Genomic DNA, 22,663 nt, shown 5'->3' with positions numbered 1-22,663 from the left:
GAAAACAATTGATAAAACCGAGTCAATCCCCTATCCTCGCCCGCTGGCTTTTCAGCCTACCAACAATCCGTTATTCCCCTCCAAACCTTAGGAGAAATCATGAAGATCGGTGTTCCAAAAGAAGTTCACGACGGCGAAAAGCGCGTCGCTACCACGCCCGAGGCCGCTGAAAAAATCATCAAACTAGGTTTTGAAGTACTGGTGGAAAGCGGCGCCGGCGACAATGCCAATATTTCCGATGACGCTTATCGGGCGGCCGGCGTGCAAGTGGTCGCCTCGGCGCAGGAATTATGGCAACAGAGCGATATTGTCATGAAAGTCCGCGCTCCCGAATTTCATCCGCAACTGGCTATCGACGAAGCCGACTTGCTGCGCGAAGGCCAGCAATTGATCAGCTTTATCTGGCCGGCGCAAAACGAAGCACTAATGCAAAAATTGGCCGCCAAAAAAGTCTCTGTGTTGGCCATGGACAGCGTGCCGCGTATGTCCCGCGCCCAAAAAATGGACGCCCTGAGTTCCATGGCCAATATCGCCGGTTATCGGGCCATCGTAGAAGCCGCGCAACATTTTGGCCGCTTCTTCACCGGTCAAATCACCGCTGCCGGAAAAATCCCGCCCGCCAAAGTGTTAGTGATCGGTGCCGGCGTCGCAGGTCTGGCCGCGATTGGCGCTGCGAAAGGCATGGGTGCCATTGTCCGCGCCTTCGACACCCGGCCGGAAGTGAAAGAACAAATCGAGAGTATGGACGCCGAGTTCCTGATGCTGGACTTTCAGGAAGACGGCTCCGGCACCGGCGGTTACGCCAAAACCATGTCCAAGGAATTTATTGAAGCCGAGATGGCTTTGTTTGCCCAACAAGCCAAGGAAGTGGACATCATCGTCACCACCGCCTTGATCCCCGGCAAACCGGCCCCCGAGCTGATTACTGCCGAAATGGTGGCGTCAATGAAGCCCGGCAGTGTGATCGTGGATTTGGCTGCCGAACAAGGCGGTAACTGCGCGCTCACCGAGAAAAACCAGGTGGTGGTAAAGCACGATGTGACCATTATCGGTTACACCAATTTGCCCAGTCGCTTGGCTAATCAATCCAGCCAGCTTTACGCCACTAATCTGCGGCATCTGCTCACCGACCTTACCCCTGGCAAAGACGGCAACACTGTCATCAACATGGAAGACGAGGTGATACGCGGCGCGACCGTGATTAAGGAAGGCAATATCACTTGGCCGCCGCCACCGCCCAAACTGTCCGCTGCCCCCAAACAAGCGGCAGCCGCCGAAGCAGCCGCCGCAGTGGAAACCAAATCTTTGATACCGGAACCGATAAAGCAATGGTTGCCGATTGCCTTGGCTGCTCTGGTGTTCTTTGCGGTCGGAGCGACGGCACCTACGTCGTTTTTGTCGCACTTCACGGTGTTTGTATTGGCTTGCTTTGTAGGCTACCAGGTGATTTGGAACGTCTCACCGTCGCTACACACACCGTTAATGAGTGTGACCAACGCCATCAGTGGCATCATCGTGATCGGTGCTCTGGTGCAGGTGTCCTCGCCTGACTCCATAATCGGAATTTTGTCGGCGGTGGCCATTCTGATCGCATCCATCAATATTGCCGGCGGCTTTCTCGTGACACGCCGCATGCTTGAAATGTTTAGAAAATAAGGAGAGCTACATGTCAAACGGTCTAGTTACGATGGCATACATCGCAGCCTCGATTCTATTCATTCTCAGCCTCAGCGGCTTGAGCAAGCAGGACACAGCGCGGCGCGGCAATTATTACGGCATGACCGGGATGGCGATTGCGATTGCAGCCACGGTATTCGGCGGCAGTGTGACCGCCTACGTCATACTCACGATTGCCTTGCTGATCGGTGGCTTCATCGGCACCAAAGCCGCCGCCAAAGTGGAAATGACGCAAATGCCGGAGCTGGTGGCACTGATGCACAGCTTGGTTGGGATGGCGGCGGTATTGGTCGGCTACGCCAACGCCATGGATCACTCCAACAGTTTGGTCGGCGCCGAAAAAACCATCCACGAAGTGGAAACCTACATCGGTATATTTATTGGTGCGGTGACCTTTTCCGGTTCGGTGATCGCCTTCGGCAAGCTCTGCGGTCGCATCAGCGGCAAGCCGGTGTTGTTGCCAGCACGGCATTGGCTAAACCTGGCCATGCTGGTCGTTACCGTGATTTTGGGCGGCAGCTTTCTGAGCGCGGCAGAAAGCGGTGGCGGTATGCTGCCGCTGGCGATTATGACGGTGATTGCTTTGGTATTTGGGGTACACATGGTGATGGCCATCGGCGGCGCCGACATGCCGGTGGTGGTATCGATGCTGAACAGCTATTCCGGTTGGGCGGCAGCGGCTACCGGCTTCATGCTCAGCAATGACTTACTGATCGTCACCGGCGCCTTGGTCGGCTCCAGCGGTGCGATTTTGAGTTACATCATGTGCCGGGCGATGAATCGACACTTTCTCAGCGTGATTGCCGGCGGGTTCGGTAGCGCGGGTGGTGAAGCGGCAGAAGTGGTCGGTGAGGTACAACCCATTGAAGTGGAAGAAACAGCCCAATTATTGCTGGATGCCAAAGACATCGTGATCATTCCCGGCTATGGCATGGCCGTAGCGCAAGCACAGCACACGGTCAACGAAATCACCAAATTGCTGACCGGTCGCGGCAAAAAAGTTCGGTTTGCCATCCATCCAGTGGCTGGCCGTATGCCGGGGCATATGAACGTCTTGTTGGCTGAAGCGAAAGTGCCGTATGACATCGTGTTTGAAATGGATGAAATCAACGAAGACTTTCCACATGTGGATGTCTCCATCGTCATTGGCGCCAACGACATCGTCAACCCCTCTGCTTTGGACGACCCCAACAGCCCGATAGCCGGCATGCCGGTGCTGGAATGCTGGAAAAGTGCTGCCACTATCGTCCTGAAACGTTCGATGGCTTCAGGTTACGCCGGCGTCGGCAATCCCCTGTTCGTGCATGACAACACCCGCATGCTATTCGGAGATGCTAACGATAAATTGCAGGGCTTGTTGAAGGCTTTGCAGGGGTGACCTAAGTAATCCCATCGGTGACCGCCAATTTAGATAATTGGCGGTCACCTCAAACTGGGGAGCCGCAAAGGACAAAGAAGATTAAGCCTGTTTACGTTTCAGGCCCAGGAAACCCAGTAATCCGGTACCCATAAACCAGATCGCACCAGGCACTGGTACAGCGGCTGGCGTAATTGAAGTGACCAAATAAACGGTACTATTATCACTGCCCCATGCTCCTGCGCCATTGGTATTGATACTGTTATAGTACCAGACCCATTGCGCGCTGGAATCGATACCGGAGTGGTAGCCCCAGGGCGATACTCCGTTTGCACCTTCTGCGACAATCGGGGATGCCGGATTCGCCAGCGAATCTACGTACATACTCCAACCGGTACCGCCAGTTGAAATAGTATTTGCGCCATTGCCGAATAAGTATTCGTTATTCGACAGCGTAAAAGTACCCAATGCTGCACCCGGGCCACCTTGATTGGTGACTTTTAAAATCAGATAGGAGACAGACGTGAGAGTTAAGCTGTCTACCGAAGAATACGTGCTGCCCCAATTGTTGCCGCTTAGGATAGCAGCGCTACTAATAGAGTTTGCGCTGGAGCTGACGTACGCTTCAAAGGCGTTATCGGCAGTAAAAGTGCTGGTAAGTAAAGTCGATGCTTGCGCGCCTGATATTGAGCCAGCCAGAATAAGAGCCGAAGTCAGTTTTTTCATTTTTCAGATACCTTTAAGTTATGTGAGTAGCGTAAGGTTATCACTTGGTCGTTATCGATCATATTGCCCAAAAGCATTACGACCAAGCCTCCGGTAGTAATAAGCGCTAGTAGCCTAAACCCTGACTAAATAGAGCAGAGGCTGGTTTTGCCACAAGTTAAAAAGTTGGAGTGAATTTGTTTACCTTACCATCAATCTGGAACCTGATCATTACCACCCTCGTATTCATCTGGGTAGCCAAACGTGCCCAAACTTTGCTGGATAAGCAAGATTTGCCCCGTGGCACGACACGCAGCTTGCTGGTGTTTACCTTGGCCTCGCTGCTATCCTGGGGATCAGGCGAAGCTATCGACTGGACCGAAGCGAAAATCCGGGGCAAGCCACAAATCGCCTCTCGGTCAACGGAAGAAGAGATTGCTCAGCTGTTAGAGGTTTTCAACCAAATGCAAACGGCAACCCAAACTAAATCATCAAGCTATTAACGAGACATTATGAAAAGACTGCTATTGGGATCAACGCTGGCCTTTTGTGCCCCCACCTATGCTGACAACTATTTATCGTTTAAAGCACCGAATAAAGCCGATGCGGAAACTTGGCTGAATGCCTTTACCGATGCTCAAGATATGACCCGAGACGGCATGGTGTTAAAAAGTAATTTAAAGCGGGAAGAACTCTCGGAATTGCTGAAATCGCTGCGGGCAAAAGCGGAAACCTTGTTCGGTGATGTCGTATCGCCGTTCGGTGATTGCACGAAATCGGTCGAGTCGGTCAATTGGTACTGGCAAACACAACTATCGCTCATTACCGATCCAACGAATGATACCGATAGCAAGGCGGTTAGCTTGGTTACCCTCGCCTGGGAAGGCGGCGAATATTGTGCGATATGCTCACGCATCATCAGGGCTTTGCCGTAACGCTGACCCGAATTCTTCTAGCTTTAGTTAGGACTAGTTGAGACGAAAGCGATAAAGACCTGCCTTCCACGACCTTTAGCACCAAGGTCTGTTATTGCTCTGAAAGCAGCCTTGCTTCTGATCTATCACTTAAATCAGTCTGGTAGCATGGGCACCGCTATTTATCGGGGGGAATTGGCAAAAATATTTACGCCCTCATAATGGCAAAATGCTGAAGCGCCTGTCAGCCAGTCCGCGGCAAACATACGCGAAAGCACGTGCCCTTCCCCAGTTCGCTCTTCACCTCTATTCGCCCATTGTGCTTTTTAACGATCCCATAGGATAAGGACAGGCCCAGGCCTGTGCCCATGCCAACTGATTTGGTGGTAAAAAACGGATCGAAGATTTTTCCAAGCTGTTCGGGCTTGATGCCCTTGCCGGTGTCCTCCACCTCAACCCAAACATTTTGCTCGTCATACGCGGTACGAATCGTAATTCGGCCGTGATCCTCGATGGCTTGCACGGCGTTGATCAAAAGGTTCATAAACACTTGGTTGAGCTGGGACGCGATGCAGTTAATCTCGGGGATTCCGCCGTATTCCTTGACGACGTCGGCCTTGTACTTAATCTCGTTCCACACCACGTTAAGCGTACTGTCAAGACCGGCCTCAAGATTCGCCGATTGCTGTTCCAGTTCGCCGACGTGAGAGAAATCCTTCAGATCCTTAACGATGCGCCGCACTCGCTGCAGGCCGTCGAGGGATTCCGCGAGAAGATCGCCAATATCTTCGCGTAGATAGCCGATATTGATTTCCTGCTTCAGATGCGTGATATTTTGCAAGGCCTCATTTACCAACGACCCTTCAATCCGTTCGTAAGCCGCCAGCAGTGCCAGCATGCCATCGACATACTCTTGCAAGGTGCTCAAATTGGAGTTGACGAAGCCAATGGGATTATTGATTTCGTGAGCCACGCCGGCCGCGAGCTGACCAATCGAAGCCATTTTTTCGGATTGCAGCAGTTGCATCTGGGTTTCTTCAAGCTGCCTGATCAGTTCCTCTTGACGCGCCTTCTCGGCCAGCAATTGCGTATTGGCCATTTGCAGGGATTCAGTGCGCTTTCGCACCTGTTCTTCGAGCTCGTCTCGGGAATCGCGCAATGCTTCCTCGGCCCGTTTGCGTTCGGTAATATCGTTAAAGCCGAAGACGCGGCCGATGATGTGCTCGCCTAGATACTGCGGCCGGGATCTACATTCGAAAATCCGGCCATCATTGAGGCTCAGAATATCTTCGGTTTCGCTGTTGCCGACTAGCTCCTGTAGGCGCATACGAAATATTTCCGGCTCGGCAACCAACCCGGCAATAAACTCGAGAATATCCGCTTCCTCCCCCTCCAGCAGCAACTCGTCGGAAATGCCCCACATGCTGCTGAACTGGCGGTTCATGTTGGCAATCTTGCCATGCCAATCGATGACTAGAATGCCATTGCCTGTCGATTCCAACGTCGCCCGCAATTGAGACAATATTTGGGCCAGAGCATCCTCGGCCTTGTGCTCGTTCTGTACATCCCTGGCCTGCACCAGAATCAAAGGGCTTCCTGCGTGATCAATGACTTTGACGGATTTGGTCACCGTCAGCATCGAACCGTCGGCGCATTGGTAAAGTCCGTCCTGGGTCTCGATATCCTGGTATTGGCCGTTACGGACGTCCTCCCAATAAAACACGTCTTGCAATGAACTTTCGATGTTGGTGATCGGCATGGCCAGCAATTCGGCTTCCGAATAGCCCAGCATTTTCTCGACAATCTTGTTGGCAACGATGATCCGCAACTCACCGGGTTCAACCAACAACATCATATACCGGCTGTAATCAAGCATCAGATGTTCGAGGCTTATCATCCGGCTCGCTCCTGCCCAGGCGTATTCGGATCGAAATAGTAATTGACCCGTTTGCGCGGACTGAGATAGTTGTATATCTCCCGCGGGACCTGCGCCGGCCTGATCGCCTTTGCGATATTCGCATCCGCTTCGCACGCCGTGTCCACCAGAATCGCCTCATCCCTGGGAATATCCGCGTCGTAAATCAGCACCAGCGGTTTCATCGGCTTGGCGGTATTGACGGTGACGACCATGCCGATCACGCCATTGGAAAACTGCACGATGGTGCCGGGCGGATAAACGCCAAGACAACGGATGAAGACCTGGAGCAGTTTCTGATCGAATTTGTTGCGCAACTTGGCGAACATGGTCGACAGCGCCTCGTGGGGCGTCAGCGCATCGTTAATATTCACCGGATTGCATAATTCATCGTAGTGGTTGGCAATGACAACAATCCGGGAAAGCAAACCGATAGCCTCACCCTTTAGTTTATTAGGGTAGCCAGTCCCATCGAACCATTCGTGGTGTTCGCGGATGATGGTCACCACGGCCGGCGCCAATCCCAGCCGCTGGCCAATATCCGCGCCGTACTGGCAATGCATTTCAAACAAATGCCGCTCAGCCTCATTAAGCGGCTCCTTTTTCATCAGAATTTTTGTCGGAATTTCCTTATGGCCAATATCGTGAAACAGCGCGCCTATACCCAGGCTGCCGACCAGTTCTTGCGGAAGCTGGATGTCGCGAGCCATCATCAGGGACAGCATGGTGACGTTCAAAGAGTGGTAATACATTTCCTCGGCACCCGCTTTGCCGATCATGACATGTATAGCAAGTTCCGGTGCGCAAAGCAGCGAGTCGACAATTTGGTCCACCAATTGCCCAGCCTTGCGCACGGTTTCCGCCGGCATGGTAAACAGGCTTTTCTCAATGCCGTGTATCGTTTTAGCGGTATCGATAAAGGCATTTTCAATCCGCGCCGCCACCTCGCGCTGCTGCTGGATCCGCTCGACCAGCGCCAGTTTGGCTGCCAACGCCGGCGAAATATCCGGCTTGGCGGCAACCTGTGGTTGCTCTACCTGCTGTGTTTTTTTAGGCAGCGGATGGACATCGCTGAGGGCCGGATCGTAACGAATCGATTTCAGCCCAAGACCCTGCAGGGTCTTGATCTGCGCCTCGTTTTTAATCTTGAAATGGCTGAACGAGAATGGGTGATCAAACCACTTGAGATTGAGGTGGATATACAACCCGACCCGCAGCTGATCCATGGTGATGTTGAGGTCATCTTGCATAGGGATTGGCAGTTCGATCAACTTTTGTCAGATGGAAAAATGTCGAATTCATACCGTCTCTACTCATACGCCGCCCCAGACCACTCCCGGTTTTGCGATCATCTTCATACGGAAGACGCCGCTTCAGTGAAGTTTGACCGGAAGCGTAGGGGAAATAAGGAAAATAAGCAAACCAGTGGTCAAATCCAGTTGGACCCTATGCCAATCAAAAGCTTGGGAACTGAATAGCAACTCATTCTCCTCATACCCCCTTAGCAATTGAGCCATGTGTTTCCCTCCTTCTGCATCCGGACGATGATCCATTAGAAGTTAGCTAAGAGTGCCGGTGCTTGCGTTGGCAATTACCTGAAGGTGTTTAGCTTAGCGAGATCTTTTATCCCGTTCCAGTTCCAAATATTTATGCCGCAAATCGACATAATTGCCGCCTATCCATTGCCAAAATGTCGCCGCCGCTTCCGGGTCAGTGCTGATTAACTTCACGGCTATCGCGCCGTTGCTGCTGATGTCGGTAATCTGTGCGTCAATATCAATGCTGGCTTTGGTTTTGACGACGCGCCTGTCGGTATCGACCCGAAAAGTCACCGGTTCGCCCACTTGAAACAAGATGTCGCGTTTTAAGCCGCCCAAAAACTTCAGGCTATACTCCGAAACCGATTGAAACGGCAACACGAACTCTGCATGCCAACGAAACGGCGGACACTGGATAGGTCCGGCGTTCTTGGGAAAATGCACGGTATAGCCGTCATCGACTTTGGCTTTAACCACCCCCCGGGTATAAATTTCGTGGCAATTGGTCAGTACCGCATCGCCCGGCTCCAGACCGTATTTTGCAGCGTGTGCAGTCAGGCTGTTGAAAGCCAAGACAAGTCCCAAAACGATTGTTTTCATGCTGCTCTCCTGATTATTATTGTTTACTTTCATCCCTAAACTTACGGCTCGGCCAACCGGATACTGGAGATCAAATTCCTCCCCCAGCTTGGCGGGTGTACCCTCAGTCTGTATCCGCCACCAAGCGTTGTCAATATGTTGCCTACAATGCAGCTCAGCAGCAGGCGGACAACCCAATCCCTTCTTTATCGCGGTTGCGGTGTGCTGGGTTGATATGGACCCAGCAGACTACGTACCAAGGTATTGGTTTCGTCTATATCCACAGTGATCATATGCCCGGTGTTAGTGCCTAGATAGGGCTGCATTGCTGCTGCCATATACGGGAACACCAGACGTAAGTCGTTACTGGAACCGTTACTTTGTACGCTGGTTTTCCATAACTGTTTGCGTTGCTGCTGTTGCAAATAGGCTTCTTTATCGCAGGCTTCCAACACCAGATAGCGCCGGAACGTCGTGTAGGATTCGGTGCGTTGCGAATAGCCGCCGTAACCCCAACCAAAACCGGGATAATAGCCATTGTAAAATCGGGACATGCGGTACGGATAGTAATAACCCATGTCGTTCCACAATGGTACTTCGTAGCTATACTGGTGGACTTCCGGCGCACCGACCCCGTAACTCAAGAACATCACCAAGTTGCTGTCCTGCAGACTGTTGGCCTTGCTGTAACCGCGGTTAGCCAGGACTTTTTCGATATAGGTTTTAAACTCGATAAACTGCAAATCCTGTTCGTTTGCACCGGCATTCCCCGGCAATACCACGAATCGCATATTGCTTTGCGGAGCGCTAACGGCGACTAACGAATCGATTTCCGTGCGGAATTGCAGAGGACGCGGTGTAGTGCTACAAGCCGCCAATAATGCAGTCATTAATAAAACCAACAATCGATAACTTACGCCTATGAATTTATTGCTGTGCATGGTCACTCCCTGTTTCGTTCGTTGAAGCATTCTCTTGCCATAAGCTTTGCGTGCGTTGCTGCAAGCGAATATCGGCAAGTACCTTTTTATCGTGCAATTCCGCCTGGTGGGCTAATTGTTCCGAGAGCTGCTGACTTTCCGCAAGCCTTTGCCTAGCCTGCTGGGTTTCCTGGGCCAGCAACTCCGCTTCCAGACGCATGGCCTTTAATTCGTTTTCGTGGCGTAGCTGTTCGGCATACAAACGCTTCTCAAGTTCCAACTGCTGAGTAAGCTGATCTTGTTTGTCTTCCAACAAGCGCCGCTGTTTTTCGGCTTCCTGAGCCTGCATCAGTAATTCCAGCTCGGATATGCGGCGCAAATGTTCCAGTTGCAGGCGTTTTTCGTGTATTTCCTCTTCCTCCTGCAACCGCTGCTGCCGGGAGAGTTCGCGGGTGCGTTCTTCATTCAATTCAAAAGTCTTTTTCAACACGTTCAGATAAACGCTATCTCGCCCCAACTGCACGTTCGGAAATTCGTTAAAGCTGGCAGTGAGACTACACAGCGCTTGCGATTGAATATGCTGTTGCATTAATACTTGGTTAATAGCCAGCGCAATGCGTTTCTCGGTGTCAATTAGACCGGTTTGAATCCAGTTGCCATCAGACAGCTTTTGCAACTCAAGATTGACCACATCGTCGATAATGTCGGCATACAACTGCTTGATGTGTTGGTTAATCGTGGGCAGCATTTCGCTGTTTTTCAGCACGTAAGCCAATGTGGCCTGAAAGCGCAAATCCAGCGCCAAGTCTACAGTGCAAAAATCGTCGAACATACTCACCTGGCGCCGGTATTGCCAGGTTTCTATCGTCAGTGGGTGGATATGATGATAAAAGCGTTTGACGAATTTCTTTGGCCGCAAAAAGAGTTTTTTATACGGCCCAAGTTTTAGCTGCACCACTTGCCGGTCGGCGTCAAAACCAGCGATCCATTGCTCCGCTGAATCGGCCAGCGACTCTTCAAATAAATCGCCGCCAGCCAGCCAGACTTCTAATTCGGTGCCGGGGCTATTCATGGCTAACACTACCGGCTGCGGCAGCGGCTTTTTGTTTAAGCGCGGCGATTTTGTCGGACATTTTTTCGGCAATCAGCGGGTAAAGATTCGGCGCAAACTCCACGGTTCTATCATCGACTTTACGCAAGAAACCGCGGCTGAGCAGCAAGCCGACCACGAACATCCGCGACCAATCCGAGTAACGGCGGGCTTTTTCCAAGTCGGATTTTTCGATGACCATTTCCAGTTCGTCGTTCTCGTTGATCCGAAACTCGGTGAATTGTCGCAGGCATTCAAACACCAGTTCTTCTTCCTGGATCGTCAACGGTCCCGGTGCGGTAAACTCCAAACGGTAAGACAATAACACCGTAAAAAAATCCACCATTGCCGCGCAGGCAAATGCAAACCAGGAAAACCCGCGCCACATCGCAAACGAGGGTTTAACTTCCTCAACAAACTGTTTATAGGTCATCAGCAAGGGTGCATCGGGTAAAGACATACCCATGCTGCTGGCAAGTTGGTTCACCCCAAGCTGTATATCCTGATAATTTTTTAAGAATTGTGTATAGGTGGCTTCCTTGTCGTTGGTTACATCCAGCTGATTCAAATTGCTTTGCAGCAGCCGGATATTGCTGTCCAAGGCCTGAAAAGCTTGTTCCTGCTGTTGTAAGGCCTGCTTTTTTTCCTGATATATCTGATTGTAATGGCGCCAGAACGGCCCCTCGCCTACCTGATTTTTATAGCCGGGGCCGATTTCATTATGCGTGCCGAAATAGGCTTGGCGGGCATCCAGCGAGGCTTTTTCCAGATCCTGTTTTTGTTGGTGCAGCATCTGGCTTTTAACTTGCAGAATACTGTCCAGATAATTTTTGGTTTGCTGTCTTAACTCGTTCAGCCTATTGATATGCAGCGTTTCCTGCTCGGATATTTCGTAAAACTTGAAATAGGAAAAAGTCACTGAAGCAGCAATCGCCACCGCCAAAGACGCCACCACGGTAAAGTAGCGCATCCTGTTGGCCTTCCAATGAATGCCGGCCATTTCCAAAGAACAGATAACGATGATGGATTGAATGGCGACGGTAATCACCAACGCAATCCAGGGCGTGATGAAATGCGATAAACCGTAATAGGTCGTAAAGCCGGAGGACAGGCTGAGCATTAGGACGATGGGTATCGTCCAGATACGCAACATGCTGACAAACAGGGTCTGAATGCGGTTAATAAAATAACCGAGTCCGGTAGAACGGATTTTGATGCTGGGATTTGTCATTATTATTTTTTGCTCCAGCAGAATGCGGGATAAAACGGCGTCAGCTCATACTTAAAAGCGCTCGCCGGTGTCATGAACAATGGCCACCACGGTTTTCTCCACGCCCATCAATGCGGTGCGCGCACCGCCCGAGATGACCGAAGTTTCGACTAGCTCCACCGCCAAATCAAAATCCGAAGCTTACGGTTTTTGATCATGTCGGCAACCCTGGACATAGCGCCCAGGACTGCCTGACGATTTGCTGGACCTTGACAAAAGCGCCCTATTTAGCAAGCGCCCCGCTTTCTCCGCGACTTGAATCATAGCCAGACCGATTCAGTCCATAACCGAGCCGCTGGGGTTTTGCGATGCCACCTTTGCCAGCACAGTCGCGGAGTTTTCCAACACGACTTTATGTAATTTCACTACCGGGGTATTGCCGATCAATTGCATTACATCGCTGGCGATAGGCATTGAGCTACCCCTATTATTTCTCGATTTTAAACGCTAAAAACACCGGGCTGCCATTACGTTGTACCAAAAGTGCTATCGATTTTTCAACCGGTAATTTCGCGACGATAGCGTTAAACTCGGCGGCATCACGCACCACATTATTTTGAATGCGCAAAATAATATCCCCTGGCTGAATGCCGGCGTCCATTGCTATGCCTTTGTTAACTTTTTGTACTATTACGCCGTTCTTTTCCACCTGTGATTGTTGACGTTGTTCGGCGGTTAAATCTGCCACGGCCAAGCCCAGACGGTTCACGGCCACTTCAGGGGCAGCCGCAGGCCCGTTAGCCAAAGAGGAGGGTTGCGCAGGCAGCAAACCGATTTTCACACTAAGATCCTGCTTATCGCCTTGGCGAATGATTTTTACCTTGGCTTTTTCATCGATGGGCGTCATGCCCACTCTAGGCGGCAATTCACCGGACGTTTCGATGACTTGGCCGTTAAACTCGACAATGATGTCGCCAATTTGAATGCCGGCTTTTTCGGCCGGTCCGCCGGGTATCACTTTAGAAACCAAGGCACCGTGCGGCCGGTCCATACCAAACGACTCCGCCAACTGCCGGGTTACATCCTGGATTTGTACACCCAACCAGCCCCGCGAGACTTTACCTTTACTTTTGATTTGGTCGACCACGTTCATCGCCACATCGATAGGTATGGCAAACGATAAGCCCATATAGCCACCGGAACGGCTGTAGATTTGCGAGTTAATTCCGACCACCTTGCCTTGCATATTGAATAAGGGGCCACCTGAATTGCCTGGATTGATGGCAACGTCGGTTTGAATGAAAGGCACATAATTGCCATCCGGCAGGCTCCGTCCCTTGGCGCTGACAATACCAGCGGTAACCGATTGATCGAAACCGAACGGGGTACCGATGGCCAGTACCCACTCACCCACTTGTAATTGCTCCGGCGAGCCGACTTCCACTACCGGCAGGTCCTTAGCTTCTACTTTTAATAGGGCCACATCGGTGCTTTCGTCGGAGCCGATCAATTTGGCAATCAACTCCCGGCGATCTTTCAATTTAACGACAATCTCGGAGGCGTTGTTCACCACATGGTGGTTGGTCAAGACATATCCGTCTTTGGAAATCACAAACCCTGAGCCCAAGGAGTTGGTTTCTCGTGGTGAATTACCTCCACGCCCAGGGCCCTGGAAAAACCGCCGAAAAAACTCTTCCATTTCCGGCGGCATATCCTCAGGCATTTGCTGTTGATCGACGCCCGCTTGCGGATCTGCAGCCTTTTGGGTCGTGCTGATATTGACCACCGCATCCCCATTGGTTTTAACCATTTCGGTAAAATCGGGCAATTGCGCATAGCTTGCATCAATCGCCAATAAAAATATCAAAACTCCATAAAACAGCTTATTAAGCATGTAATCTCCACTCATACATTTGATTTGTTACAAAAATGACACGCTAACGTAGCGCTATGCCGTCAGCAATTAGCTCGACTGTTTTGGCGGGTACTTCACCCAATACGGTGAACTGGGTATCGCCAATCACCTTACTGAACGAATTGACAGAACCCAGACTATGCAAACCATTCATACCTTGCGATTCTTTGGCTTCCAGATACACCGACACTGTAGAAAAACCGTCGCTAATCAATAGATGATCTACGGCTTTCTGAGATTGCTGGATGGAATTGCGAATAAAAAATACCGGCTCAAACCCAGACGGCCAATTCTTCAATACGAATGTAGCGTTTTCAAACGGTTCGGCTTGAGCGGAGTGGATATGTTTGACATGAAAGCTGTTGTCGTCGACATTGCCGGCGTGGGGCTCGGCTAATGAGTCGGTCATTAAATCGGTGAAAACTACTTGCTCAAGGATACTACCGTCCAAATTGTACACTTCGACTTTCAGCGGCAAAAAATGCTGGGTATCCACCCAGATTTTTCTCGGGTAGCGCAGCGGATCGGTAGGCTCGACACTGACGATTTGCGTAGGCAACATCGCGATGGATTCCTGACCCGACAAAACTAATTGATAATTTTTTTCCAGGTTAGCGGTGTTCTGCGGCAAATTGACGATAAACGAACTATCCAACGGATGATGATTCACCACTTTTTGACTGGTTTCCTTAAATGTACAAGTCACTTCGTTGGATTTACGTGTCACTTCCCGCATCGGCGAATTCAAAGACGCCAAACGCTCCTGTTCGACGCCGTTTTCTACACTATGCTGATATTTCATCGTATCGAGCTGACCGTTTTTCATGAAGATCACGGTACCCCGGTAGTTGAGGGTTTTCATCGCCCGGTTCATATTATCCAGCCATTGTCGGGCCGTCACTTGATCCTTATCGGCAAAAGCGCTTTGACAAACAACGCACAGCAAAAAAGCTTTTAAAACTCTCACGCGCTTATTCCTGCCGATAGCCCACCACCCGTGCGTAGGGTTGTCCCGCTTGCACGCTATTGACATACATCGCGTTGTCATGGGCTTCCAGATAATCCTTGAATCGAGCATGCATTTCCTCGGTTGATACGTCTTTACCCTGAGCCACCATCTCGACCGAGCCAAGCGGGTTATGCATTTGCTTATCCACTTTACTGCTGACCCACACGACGGCCAGTGCCACCGACGCGGCAATCGCGAAAGCCGCCTTTTGCCAATTTATCGCCGATTTTTTACGGGGTAAGAAGTAGGTAGGTTCTTGCCGAATCTGTTCGTGAATCTTGTCCACAAAATCGCTGGTAACGTGAGAATATTCGCCAGTCTTCATGACTTGACTGGCAATTTGATAGCGGCGCAACTTGTCTTTCAGCAAGCCGTCGTTCTGCAAAGTCTGCAATAGCGACAGCGCCTGTTGGCTATCCAGTTCGTCGTCTATCAGTTGAGAAAGTTTTTCGTTAAGTTGTTCTTGCATCGATACACCTTTAGTCGAGCAATGGGTTTAATTTTTGGTCTATGGCTTCGCGAGCCCTAAAAATCCGCGAGCGTACCGTCCCGATGGGGCAATCCATTGCTTCCGCAATTTCTTCGTAACTCATCCCTTCAAACTCCCTGAGCGTAATTGCAATCCGCATCTCTTCTGGTAACCTCTCGATAGCCGATTTAATGACCGCCACAATTTGTTCGTTCATCAACAAATTTTCCGGCGTTTCTATATCTTTTAGTTGTGGCGCGTTTTCTACTTGTTCGGCATCTTGAACATCGATTTCGTAGTCAAAATGACGGCGCGAACGCGACAACAAATAGTTTTTGGCGGTGTTAATCGCTATACGATACAACCAAGTGTAAAAGGCGCTGTCACCGCGAAAATCTCCCAAAGCCCGGTAAGCCTTGATAAAGGTATCCTGAGCCACATCTTGAGCTTCGCTCGGATCCTTGACGTACCGGTTCACCAAGTGGACGATCTTGTGCTGGTATTTGATCACCAAAAGATCGAAGCCGGATTTATCGCCTTGCTGCACACGGCGCACCAGCTCTTGATCCAGATCTTCGGTATTCGTTTCTTGTTCGTTCACTGCGCTATTTTGATATTGAAGTGGACAGAATTAAACCTCATTAGTTCTGGCAACACAAAAAAAATTACCGCAAGATTAAAACCAGATATTATTCAAAAACGCTATAACTATTCATCCGGCCGCAAAGTTGACCACACTGACAGCAAACCAACCCAACCATACCGCTGATTCCCATTACGACATCCTTATCGCCGGCAGTGGCGGTGCAGGGCTGAGTCTTGCGTTGCATCTTGCCGACACCTATAAGGTGGCAGTGCTCGCCAAATTTGCATTGACCGAATGCAGCACTTATTACGCCCAAGGCGGTATCTCTGCCGTATTTGACGAAGAATACGATTCGATAGAATCGCATATCGAAGACACCTTGATCGCCGGCGCCGGCTTATGCGATCCGGAGATAGTCAGACTCACCGTCGCGCAGGGTCGACAAAGCATAGAGTGGCTACGTCAACAAGGCGTGAATTTTACCGAAGAGCGTAACGCCGACGGCGCCAAACAATTGCATTTAAATCGCGAAGGCGGCCATTCACATCGCCGAATTGTGCATACCGACGACGCCACCGGCAAAGCAGTCTCGCTGTCGTTGATCGAACGCGCCCAGGCACACCCGAATATCACCCTACTGGAATACCACAACGTCGTCGAACTGATCACCGCCACCAAGCTGGGGGCAAGCGAGCAACGCATATGCGGCGCCTATGTATTGGACAGCAAATCCGGCAGCATCAAATCGATTGCCGCCAAAGTGGTGGTGCTGGCGACCGGCGGCGCCAACAAGGTTTATCTGTATTCGACCAATCCGCACATTTCCAGCGGCGACGGCATTGCGTTGGCCTGGAGGGCCGGCTGCCGGATCAGCAACATGGAATTCATGCAATTTCATCCCACCTGCCTGTATCACCCGACCGCGCGTTCTTTTTTAATCAGCGAAGCGGTGCGCGGCGAAGGCGCACATTTGATCCTGCCCGACGGCGAGCGTTTCATGCGCCGTTACGACGAGCGCATGGAACTGGCGCCGCGCGACATTGTCGCCCGCGCCATCGATAGCGAAATTAAGAAACACGGTATCGAATGCGTCTACCTGGACATCAGCCACAAATCGCGAGAGTTCATCCAAAAGCACTTCCCCACTATTTATATGCAATGTCTGGAACTGGATATCGACATCAGTCAGCAACCGATCCCCGTGGTGCCGGCGGCGCATTATACCTGCGGCGGCGTATTAACCGACGCCAACGCCCGCACCGACATCCCCGGCCTTTACGCCATCGGCGAAGTCGCCTGCACCGGGCTGCACGGCGCCAACCGCATGGCCAGCAATTCTCTGTTGGAATGTTTGGTGTTCGCCGAGCAGGCCAATCAGGACATTCGCCGCAATTTCGCACAATTGCCGGAACCTCTGCCGCTGCCGGATTGGGACGAATCCAAAGTTGGGGACTCGGATGAGGAAGTGGTAATCGCTCACAATTGGGATGAATTACGCCGTTTCATGTGGGATTACGTCGGCATCGTTCGCACCAATAAACGCCTGGAACGCGCCATGAACCGCCTGGTGTTGCTGAAAGACGAAATCGCCGAATACTACGGCCAATTCCGCATCACCAGCGATTTGTTGGAACTGCGCAATCTGGTTATCGTCGCCGAGCTGATCATCCGCTGCGCGCAACAGCGCAAGGAAAGCCGGGGCCTGCATTACACCAAGGATTATCCGGATCTGGACAACAGCCAGCCACCGCAAAACACCGTGTTGACACCGGAAAAATCCGGCCGGAAAGCTCACTAATTGTCGTTATCAGGTTGTAAAAAACAAGAATGAAACGCGGGCCGGACGCGCTGTTCCGACCCGCATACATCAGATAGCCCGAACTATAATTCCAGCTTCGAATACACGCCAGCGACATTACCCTCTCCCGAGATGGCGCAATTTGTTACGCGCCAGCCAACCATTGATTGATCAGCTTTTATATAAGCCCACGACTGACATATTTCTGACATATTCGCTCACTAGAATCCCCCGCCATACTCCTTTTTCCAGGACACTGAGCGATGATCGATGCTGAACGCATTCTGCAAGAAACCTATCCCGACTTTAAATTTGGCAAAGACAATAAGCTGGTCGTACAAGCTTTAAAAAAACTGATCCACGAAGACGATTTCAACGACGTTATCCGTAAAAACCAACATCTACGCGGCTTCGCGTTTCTCGACAAACTACTGAATTATTTCAAGTTTAATTATCAAGTCAGCAACGATTGTTACAACAATATCCCCTCCGAAGGTCGCTTGCTGATCGTCGCCAATCACCCGATCGGCACATTGGATGGCTTAGCCCTGGTGAAATTGATTCGATCAGTAAGACCCGACGTGCGCATCGTCGCCAACCGGGTCTTGTCGCACATGGAGCCTTTGCAATCAATCTTCCTCCCGGTTGATGTGTTATCCGAGAAGAAAAAACTGAAAGACGTCTATAAAGTGATGCTGGATGCGCTGGAGCATGAAGAAGCGATCATTTTCTTTCCGGCCGGCGAAGTCTCGCGCATCACCCCTAAAGGCATCCGCGACGGTGCCTGGCAATCCGGTTTTATCAAGCTGGCCCGCAGGGCGCAATGTCCAATCCTGCCGATCTTTATCAAAGCCAAAAACTCCGCCTTGTTTTATAGCGCCTCGACGCTATACAAACCGCTGGGCACGATGCTACTAGTCAAGGAGATGTTCAACAAAAAGGGCCAGGAAATTAAATTCATGGTCGGCGCACCCGTACCTTACCAAGTTATTGCCGATAGCGAGGAAAGCAACAAACAGCTTAGTCAACGCTTTCGCAAGCACGTGCAAAACCTGGGCAGGAAAAACAAACCGGCACTATTCGAAACCGTCGCCACCGTAGTGCATCCTTCTGACACCAAAGCGGTGAAGAAGGCCTTGTACCAATCGCGTCTGCTTGGCGAAACTCGCGACGGCAAAAAGATCTTTTTATACCAGTTTCAAGACGATTGCCCGGTGATGCGGGAGATCGCCCGCTTGCGCGAGCTGACCTTCAGAACGGTCGAGGAAGGCACCGGCCTGGCTTTGGATCTGGACAAATTCGATATTTACTACAGCCATATCGTGCTGTGGGACGACAACGATCTGGAAATCGTCGGCGCATATCGAGTCGGCGAAGGCTCGGCTATTATGGCCAGCCACGGCGTGGACGGCTTTTATACGCAAACCCTGTTCGATTTGCGTAGCGAATTTGAAACTTATCTGCCCTACAGCATTGAATTGGGCCGCAGCTTTGTGCAACCGCGTTATTGGGGGCAACACAGCCTGGATTATCTTTGGTATGGCATCGGCGCGTATTTGCGCGAACGGCCGGACATCAAATACCTATTCGGCCCGGTTAGTATCAGCAACGCCTATCCACAGGCCGCCAAAGAACTGATTATCGGTTTTTATCAACAACAATTCGCCTCCGATTTACAGCACACCAAAGCCAGAACACCGTTCGTAATTTCGCAACAAGGCAAGGCATTTGCCGCCACCGAATTCAGTGCCGACTACTCCACCAGTTTCAAAATATTGAATAGCGAACTAAAAAAACTGGGCGTCAAAGTCCCTACGCTTTATAAACAATACGTGGAATTATGTGTCGATAAAGGCTGCCATTTCGTCGCCTTCAATATCGACCCGGACTTTAACAATTGTATCGACGGCCTGATCATGGTGGAGGTCGATAAAATCGCACCCAAAAAAAGACAGCGCTACATCGAAAAATCACTGGCGGGGTAGATTGGCGCGAATTCATGGAAAATCGTTCATTCCCGGAGTTGGATCAGCTCGAAGCACTGATCCGGCAATTCGGCGACCGCGCCCATTGCGAGATCGTCGAGCAAATAAGCTACAAAGACACGCAATTTCCCATCCATTGCCTCAGCCTGGGTTCAAACAGCCCGGACGTCCCGGTATTGGCTTTTTTCGGCGGCGTGCATGGCCTGGAGAAAATCGGCTCGGAAGTCATATTGGCCTACTTGCAAACCATACTGCAATTATTGGATTGGGATCAGGAATTTAACGCTCGTTTGCAGCATTCGCGATTGGTATTTGTGCCCATCGTCAACCCGGTAGGCGTCTATCGGGGAACCCGTTGCAACGGCCATGGCGTGGATTTGATGCGCAATTCGCCTATCGAAAGTAGCGGCAATACCCGTCTATACAGCGGCCAGCGTTTCAGCGCCAAACTGCCCTGGTATCGCGGCGATGAATCGAAAATGGAAAAGGAAGCCCAAGCCCTATGCCGGGTGGTGCATAAACATCTGTTCAATGCCCCGTTATCGATTGCTATCGATCTGCATTCTGGGTTTGGCATCCACGATAGATTATGGTTTCCCTATGCGTCCTGCCAGACGCCGTTTCCAGGCATCGCCGAAGCGTACGGCTTAAAACAACTGTTTGATCGCTGCTACCCGCATCATTTTTATAAAATAGAGCCTATGAGCCAGGAATACGTCATCAGCGGCGATTTATGGGATTATCTATATGACGACTTTATCGACCGGCACGGTAGACAGCGCGTGTTTCTGCCGTTGACGCTGGAGATGGGCTCTTGGCTGTGGCTGCGTAAAAGCCCGACGCATTTGTTTCAACGTCACGGCTTGTTTCACCCCTTGTTGCCGCATCGCCAACAGCGCATCATGCGTCGGCATCTGACCTTATTCGATTTCCTGTATCGCAGCCTGCTCTATCCGCAAAAATGGGCGACATTGACCAGCCAACAGCAAGAACATAATCGGCAACAAGCGATGGATTTCTGGTATGCCTGAAGCAGCAGCCGGACAACATTGGTTATTACTGCGTGGTCTGTGCCGAGAGGCTGCACATTGGGGAAATTTTCCGGATATGTTGCAACAGGCTTTTCCGCGATCAACCGTCAGTACTATCGATTTGCCGGGCACCGGCCGGTATTACCAAGAACCTAGCCCGGGCAGCATCGAAGCGATAACGGCACAAGTCCGCGGCCAGGCTTTAGACTATGGCTTGCTGGCAAAGCCGGTAACGTTACTCGCACTATCGCTCGGCGGCATGGTAGCCTGGGAGTGGTTACAGCGCTATCCGCACGACATCGCCGCTGCCGCCCTGGTCAACACCAGCTTTGCAGGCTTAAGCCCGTTTTATCGGCGCATGCGTTGGCAGAGTTATCCGCAGTTTTTTCAGTTATTACTGGAAAGGGATTTGTATCACAGAGAACTGGCAATCCTTCGGCTGGTTAGTAACCGGCCAAATCTCTACGCGGAAACGGCCAAGGCCTGGACCGCCATACAGCAAGTTCGGCCTATCAGCCTTGCTAATGGAATCAGACAGCTAAAAGCAGCGGCACGCTATCGGCCTAGTCAGAAAAAACCCGAGACACCCTTGCTGATATTGAACGGCCGGGGCGACCGTTTAGTCGCACCGGCTTGTTCCGACGCCGTTCATAATAAATGGCAAATCGACATCTTCAAGCACCCGTGGGCGGGCCATGATCTATGTTTGGACGATGGAGCCTGGGTAGCAAACCGTTTAAAAGACTGGATAAACCAGACTACGGTTTGAATCCGAAGATTATTTAATTTCGAACTCGGCTTTATTGCGACCTGAGGCCAGTAGTTCCTGCATCCATTTCGGCGCCAATCCACGGCCAGACCAAGTTAAGGACGCATCGTTAGGACTACGGTATCTAGCCGCAACTTTGCCGGTTTTTCTTTCGGATTTTTTTTCGCCGTCTTGAATATCGACCGTTACACCGATAGAAGCCGCTAATTCCTTAATTTGCGCAATAACTTCCTTACGTTTACTGGATTGTCTTTCTTTTAATGCTTTTTCGGCATTATCAATAACAGCCTGTAATTCGGCTTCGGATAGTTTATTAAAGTCAGTCATATTTTCCTCGTTAATCAAAAAACGCAAGCAATTCTATCACCCGGCGTTTATAAATAAAACTATTATTCAGGGTTAACTGAAAAATTGACCTCGGAATATACCTTACCTTTCTTATCCGTCAACTGTACTTGCCATTCGCCTTTATCTTTGGCAGACAAGATTTTACTAGACCATACCTTGGTTATTTTATCTTTCATATCCAATTGTTTTTGATGCACGATTTGACCGTTACGCGACCATCGATGAAACAAAGATCTACCCTTCATGTTTTTTATCTCACTAAAATAAAAAACTTCCCGGGATTGGTTAGGAATAACTCTCAGCGGCGACTTAATCGGTTCGCCGGGCTCATCATCCTTGGGTTCGGTATTTAAAGAGGCTCTGATAACCTTGCGGTCCAATATAATCGCCGCCGGCTTTTTAACACTGTCTATTTTTTTAACACTTTCTGAGTTAGCTGATGCCTGCTGTACTATCGGCGGCACTGGCTTTTCCAATAGCGCAGGCTCCTGCCGTTCAACCATTTCAACATCCGGTGTATTTAATTTTTGAACTTTTTCCGTGGTATCGATCTGAGTATCGGTATCTTCATCGCCGCCACCAAACCATGAAAATAATACTATTAGCATCAAAACTAACACCAGAACCGCAACCAGTATCCTGCGAATATGCCAAACCGTTACCGTTTGCGGCTCCGCGTTTATGCTTGGGTGTTTCCTATCATAATTAATTTTGATAACTACTTTATTATCAGCCATGTTTTTTCCCGATATTGAATCAACCAAATGAAACTGGAATCACTTGATGCACTAGCCCGTTACAACACATTGTCCTTGGTAATATAACATTTTAGTTCTAACATAATCGGC

The 22,663-nt window shown here is 50.5% G+C and carries 22 protein-coding genes; 8 read left to right on the top strand and 14 right to left on the bottom strand.

The genetic code is table 11. The annotated features are described in order from the left end of the window. Positions 1-99 precede the first annotated feature (99 nt). Together JL719_RS09805 and pntB are read left to right on the top strand one after the other, a co-directional pair. Entirely contained in the window at positions 100-1,656 is a 1,557-nt protein-coding gene (locus JL719_RS09805; RefSeq protein WP_033156596.1) for a Re/Si-specific NAD(P)(+) transhydrogenase subunit alpha, read from the top strand. 10 nt (positions 1,657-1,666) lie between these two features. Then, positions 1,667-3,055, top strand: a complete 1,389-nt coding sequence (pntB, locus tag JL719_RS09800) for a Re/Si-specific NAD(P)(+) transhydrogenase subunit beta (protein ID WP_033156597.1) — start codon at positions 1,667-1,669, stop codon at positions 3,053-3,055. Positions 3,056-3,136: 81 nt separating this feature from the next. On the opposite strand, the gene JL719_RS09795 is transcribed toward pntB, so the two are convergent. Continuing rightward, positions 3,137-3,760 carry a hypothetical protein gene (locus tag JL719_RS09795; protein ID WP_033156598.1) on the bottom strand — a complete coding sequence of 208 codons (624 nt, stop codon included), beginning with the start codon at positions 3,758-3,760 and terminating at the stop codon, positions 3,137-3,139. A 176-nt stretch (positions 3,761-3,936) separates the two neighbouring features. Here JL719_RS09795 and JL719_RS09790 point away from each other — a divergent pair, with 176 nt between their 5' ends. Together JL719_RS09790 and JL719_RS09785 are read left to right on the top strand one after the other, a co-directional pair. Beyond that, positions 3,937-4,242, top strand: a complete 306-nt coding sequence (locus JL719_RS09790) for a hypothetical protein (RefSeq protein ID WP_033156744.1) — start codon at positions 3,937-3,939, stop codon at positions 4,240-4,242. Positions 4,243-4,251: 9 nt separating this feature from the next. After that, the gene (locus JL719_RS09785) at positions 4,252-4,674 is read left to right on the top strand and encodes a hypothetical protein (protein WP_033156599.1); all 423 of its coding nucleotides are present in this window, start codon (positions 4,252-4,254) and stop codon (positions 4,672-4,674) included. A gap of 223 nt (positions 4,675-4,897) precedes the next feature. Here the strand turns inward: JL719_RS09785 and JL719_RS09780 are convergent, their stop codons facing one another. From JL719_RS09780 to rpoE, 11 genes are all read right to left on the bottom strand, one after another. Further along, positions 4,898-6,550 carry a PAS domain-containing sensor histidine kinase gene (locus JL719_RS09780; protein ID WP_033156600.1) on the bottom strand — a complete coding sequence of 551 codons (1,653 nt, stop codon included), beginning with the start codon at positions 6,548-6,550 and terminating at the stop codon, positions 4,898-4,900. After that, the gene (locus tag JL719_RS09775; RefSeq protein ID WP_033156601.1) at positions 6,547-7,818 is read right to left on the bottom strand and encodes a cyclic di-GMP phosphodiesterase; all 1,272 of its coding nucleotides are present in this window, start codon (positions 7,816-7,818) and stop codon (positions 6,547-6,549) included. Before JL719_RS09775 ends, JL719_RS09780 begins: the two co-directional genes overlap by 4 nt. 360 nt (positions 7,819-8,178) lie before the next feature. Beyond that, complete coding sequence (locus tag JL719_RS09770) at positions 8,179-8,706, bottom strand: hypothetical protein (protein ID WP_225893085.1); 528 nt, start codon at positions 8,704-8,706, stop codon at positions 8,179-8,181. Between the two features lie 185 nt (positions 8,707-8,891). Beyond that, the gene (locus JL719_RS09765) at positions 8,892-9,626 is read right to left on the bottom strand and encodes a hypothetical protein (RefSeq protein WP_033156604.1); all 735 of its coding nucleotides are present in this window, start codon (positions 9,624-9,626) and stop codon (positions 8,892-8,894) included. Further along, on the bottom strand, positions 9,613-10,677 hold the full coding sequence (locus tag JL719_RS09760; protein ID WP_033156605.1) for a hypothetical protein: 1,065 nt from the start codon (positions 10,675-10,677) through the stop codon (positions 9,613-9,615). The genes JL719_RS09765 and JL719_RS09760 overlap by 14 nt, the downstream gene beginning before the upstream one ends. Continuing rightward, on the bottom strand, positions 10,670-11,926 hold the full coding sequence (locus JL719_RS09755; RefSeq protein WP_033156606.1) for a hypothetical protein: 1,257 nt from the start codon (positions 11,924-11,926) through the stop codon (positions 10,670-10,672). Before JL719_RS09755 ends, JL719_RS09760 begins: the two co-directional genes overlap by 8 nt. Positions 11,927-12,241: 315 nt before the next feature. Next, on the bottom strand, positions 12,242-12,379 hold the full coding sequence (locus tag JL719_RS09750; protein ID WP_165385947.1) for a hypothetical protein: 138 nt from the start codon (positions 12,377-12,379) through the stop codon (positions 12,242-12,244). A 13-nt stretch (positions 12,380-12,392) separates the two neighbouring features. Continuing rightward, positions 12,393-13,799 (bottom strand): DegQ family serine endoprotease, encoded by a 1,407-nt coding sequence (locus JL719_RS09745; protein WP_033156607.1) that lies wholly within the window; start codon positions 13,797-13,799, stop codon positions 12,393-12,395. Between the two features lie 43 nt (positions 13,800-13,842). Continuing rightward, positions 13,843-14,787, bottom strand: coding sequence for a MucB/RseB family sigma factor regulatory protein (locus JL719_RS09740; protein ID WP_033156608.1), 945 nt, complete (start codon positions 14,785-14,787; stop codon positions 13,843-13,845). Between the two features lie 4 nt (positions 14,788-14,791). Next, positions 14,792-15,298 carry a sigma-E factor negative regulatory protein gene (locus JL719_RS09735; protein ID WP_033156609.1) on the bottom strand — a complete coding sequence of 169 codons (507 nt, stop codon included), beginning with the start codon at positions 15,296-15,298 and terminating at the stop codon, positions 14,792-14,794. A 10-nt stretch (positions 15,299-15,308) separates the two neighbouring features. Further along, positions 15,309-15,899: an RNA polymerase sigma factor RpoE gene (gene rpoE / locus JL719_RS09730; RefSeq protein WP_033156610.1), complete on the bottom strand. Its 591-nt coding sequence runs from the start codon at positions 15,897-15,899 to the stop codon at positions 15,309-15,311. 127 nt (positions 15,900-16,026) lie between these two features. Here rpoE and nadB point away from each other — a divergent pair, with 127 nt between their 5' ends. From nadB to JL719_RS09710, 4 genes are all read left to right on the top strand, one after another. Beyond that, positions 16,027-17,682, top strand: a complete 1,656-nt coding sequence (nadB, locus tag JL719_RS09725) for an L-aspartate oxidase (RefSeq protein WP_051669961.1) — start codon at positions 16,027-16,029, stop codon at positions 17,680-17,682. 263 nt (positions 17,683-17,945) lie between these two features. After that, positions 17,946-19,667: a bifunctional ornithine lipid synthase OlsF gene (gene olsF, locus JL719_RS09720; RefSeq protein ID WP_033156611.1), complete on the top strand. Its 1,722-nt coding sequence runs from the start codon at positions 17,946-17,948 to the stop codon at positions 19,665-19,667. A gap of 14 nt (positions 19,668-19,681) precedes the next feature. Then, the gene (locus JL719_RS09715) at positions 19,682-20,698 is read left to right on the top strand and encodes a M14 family zinc carboxypeptidase (RefSeq protein ID WP_033156612.1); all 1,017 of its coding nucleotides are present in this window, start codon (positions 19,682-19,684) and stop codon (positions 20,696-20,698) included. Continuing rightward, positions 20,691-21,467, top strand: a complete 777-nt coding sequence (locus tag JL719_RS09710) for an alpha/beta fold hydrolase (RefSeq protein WP_033156613.1) — start codon at positions 20,691-20,693, stop codon at positions 21,465-21,467. The genes JL719_RS09715 and JL719_RS09710 overlap by 8 nt, the downstream gene beginning before the upstream one ends. A gap of 9 nt (positions 21,468-21,476) precedes the next feature. Here JL719_RS09710 and JL719_RS09705 read toward each other — a convergent pair whose 3' ends face one another. Next, the gene (locus JL719_RS09705) at positions 21,477-21,794 is read right to left on the bottom strand and encodes an H-NS histone family protein (protein WP_033156614.1); all 318 of its coding nucleotides are present in this window, start codon (positions 21,792-21,794) and stop codon (positions 21,477-21,479) included. A 62-nt stretch (positions 21,795-21,856) separates the two neighbouring features. Continuing rightward, the gene (locus JL719_RS09700; RefSeq protein ID WP_033156615.1) at positions 21,857-22,552 is read right to left on the bottom strand and encodes a DUF2914 domain-containing protein; all 696 of its coding nucleotides are present in this window, start codon (positions 22,550-22,552) and stop codon (positions 21,857-21,859) included. Positions 22,553-22,663: the final 111 nt, after the last annotated feature.

Origin of the sequence: Methylomonas sp. LW13 (assembly GCF_016865255.1) — a bacterium.
Classification (GTDB): domain Bacteria; phylum Pseudomonadota; class Gammaproteobacteria; order Methylococcales; family Methylomonadaceae; genus Methylomonas.
Note: the sequence above shows the minus strand (reverse complement) of the source record. Positions and strands in the feature narration are given on the sequence as shown.

Excerpts from the sequence above, each read along its gene's own strand:
- JL719_RS09805 (WP_033156596.1), top strand. The coding sequence starts at position 100 with ATGAAGATCGGTGTTCCAAAAGAAGTTCACGACGGCGAAAAGCGCGTC.
- pntB (WP_033156597.1), top strand. The coding sequence starts at position 1,667 with ATGTCAAACGGTCTAGTTACGATGGCATACATCGCAGCCTCGATTCTA.
- JL719_RS09795 (WP_033156598.1), bottom strand. The coding sequence starts at position 3,760 with ATGAAAAAACTGACTTCGGCTCTTATTCTGGCTGGCTCAATATCAGGC.
- JL719_RS09785 (WP_033156599.1), top strand. The coding sequence starts at position 4,252 with ATGAAAAGACTGCTATTGGGATCAACGCTGGCCTTTTGTGCCCCCACC.
- JL719_RS09780 (WP_033156600.1), bottom strand. The coding sequence starts at position 6,550 with ATGATAAGCCTCGAACATCTGATGCTTGATTACAGCCGGTATATGATG.
- JL719_RS09775 (WP_033156601.1), bottom strand. The coding sequence starts at position 7,818 with ATGCAAGATGACCTCAACATCACCATGGATCAGCTGCGGGTCGGGTTG.
- JL719_RS09770 (WP_225893085.1), bottom strand. The coding sequence starts at position 8,706 with ATGAAAACAATCGTTTTGGGACTTGTCTTGGCTTTCAACAGCCTGACT.
- JL719_RS09765 (WP_033156604.1), bottom strand. The coding sequence starts at position 9,626 with ATGCACAGCAATAAATTCATAGGCGTAAGTTATCGATTGTTGGTTTTA.
- JL719_RS09760 (WP_033156605.1), bottom strand. The coding sequence starts at position 10,677 with ATGAATAGCCCCGGCACCGAATTAGAAGTCTGGCTGGCTGGCGGCGAT.
- JL719_RS09755 (WP_033156606.1), bottom strand. The coding sequence starts at position 11,926 with ATGACAAATCCCAGCATCAAAATCCGTTCTACCGGACTCGGTTATTTT.
- JL719_RS09750 (WP_165385947.1), bottom strand. The coding sequence starts at position 12,379 with ATGCCTATCGCCAGCGATGTAATGCAATTGATCGGCAATACCCCGGTA.
- JL719_RS09745 (WP_033156607.1), bottom strand. The coding sequence starts at position 13,799 with ATGCTTAATAAGCTGTTTTATGGAGTTTTGATATTTTTATTGGCGATT.
- JL719_RS09735 (WP_033156609.1), bottom strand. The coding sequence starts at position 15,298 with ATGCAAGAACAACTTAACGAAAAACTTTCTCAACTGATAGACGACGAA.
- olsF (WP_033156611.1), top strand. The coding sequence starts at position 17,946 with ATGATCGATGCTGAACGCATTCTGCAAGAAACCTATCCCGACTTTAAA.
- JL719_RS09715 (WP_033156612.1), top strand. The coding sequence starts at position 19,682 with ATGGAAAATCGTTCATTCCCGGAGTTGGATCAGCTCGAAGCACTGATC.
- JL719_RS09710 (WP_033156613.1), top strand. The coding sequence starts at position 20,691 with ATGCCTGAAGCAGCAGCCGGACAACATTGGTTATTACTGCGTGGTCTG.
- JL719_RS09705 (WP_033156614.1), bottom strand. The coding sequence starts at position 21,794 with ATGACTGACTTTAATAAACTATCCGAAGCCGAATTACAGGCTGTTATT.
- JL719_RS09700 (WP_033156615.1), bottom strand. The coding sequence starts at position 22,552 with ATGGCTGATAATAAAGTAGTTATCAAAATTAATTATGATAGGAAACAC.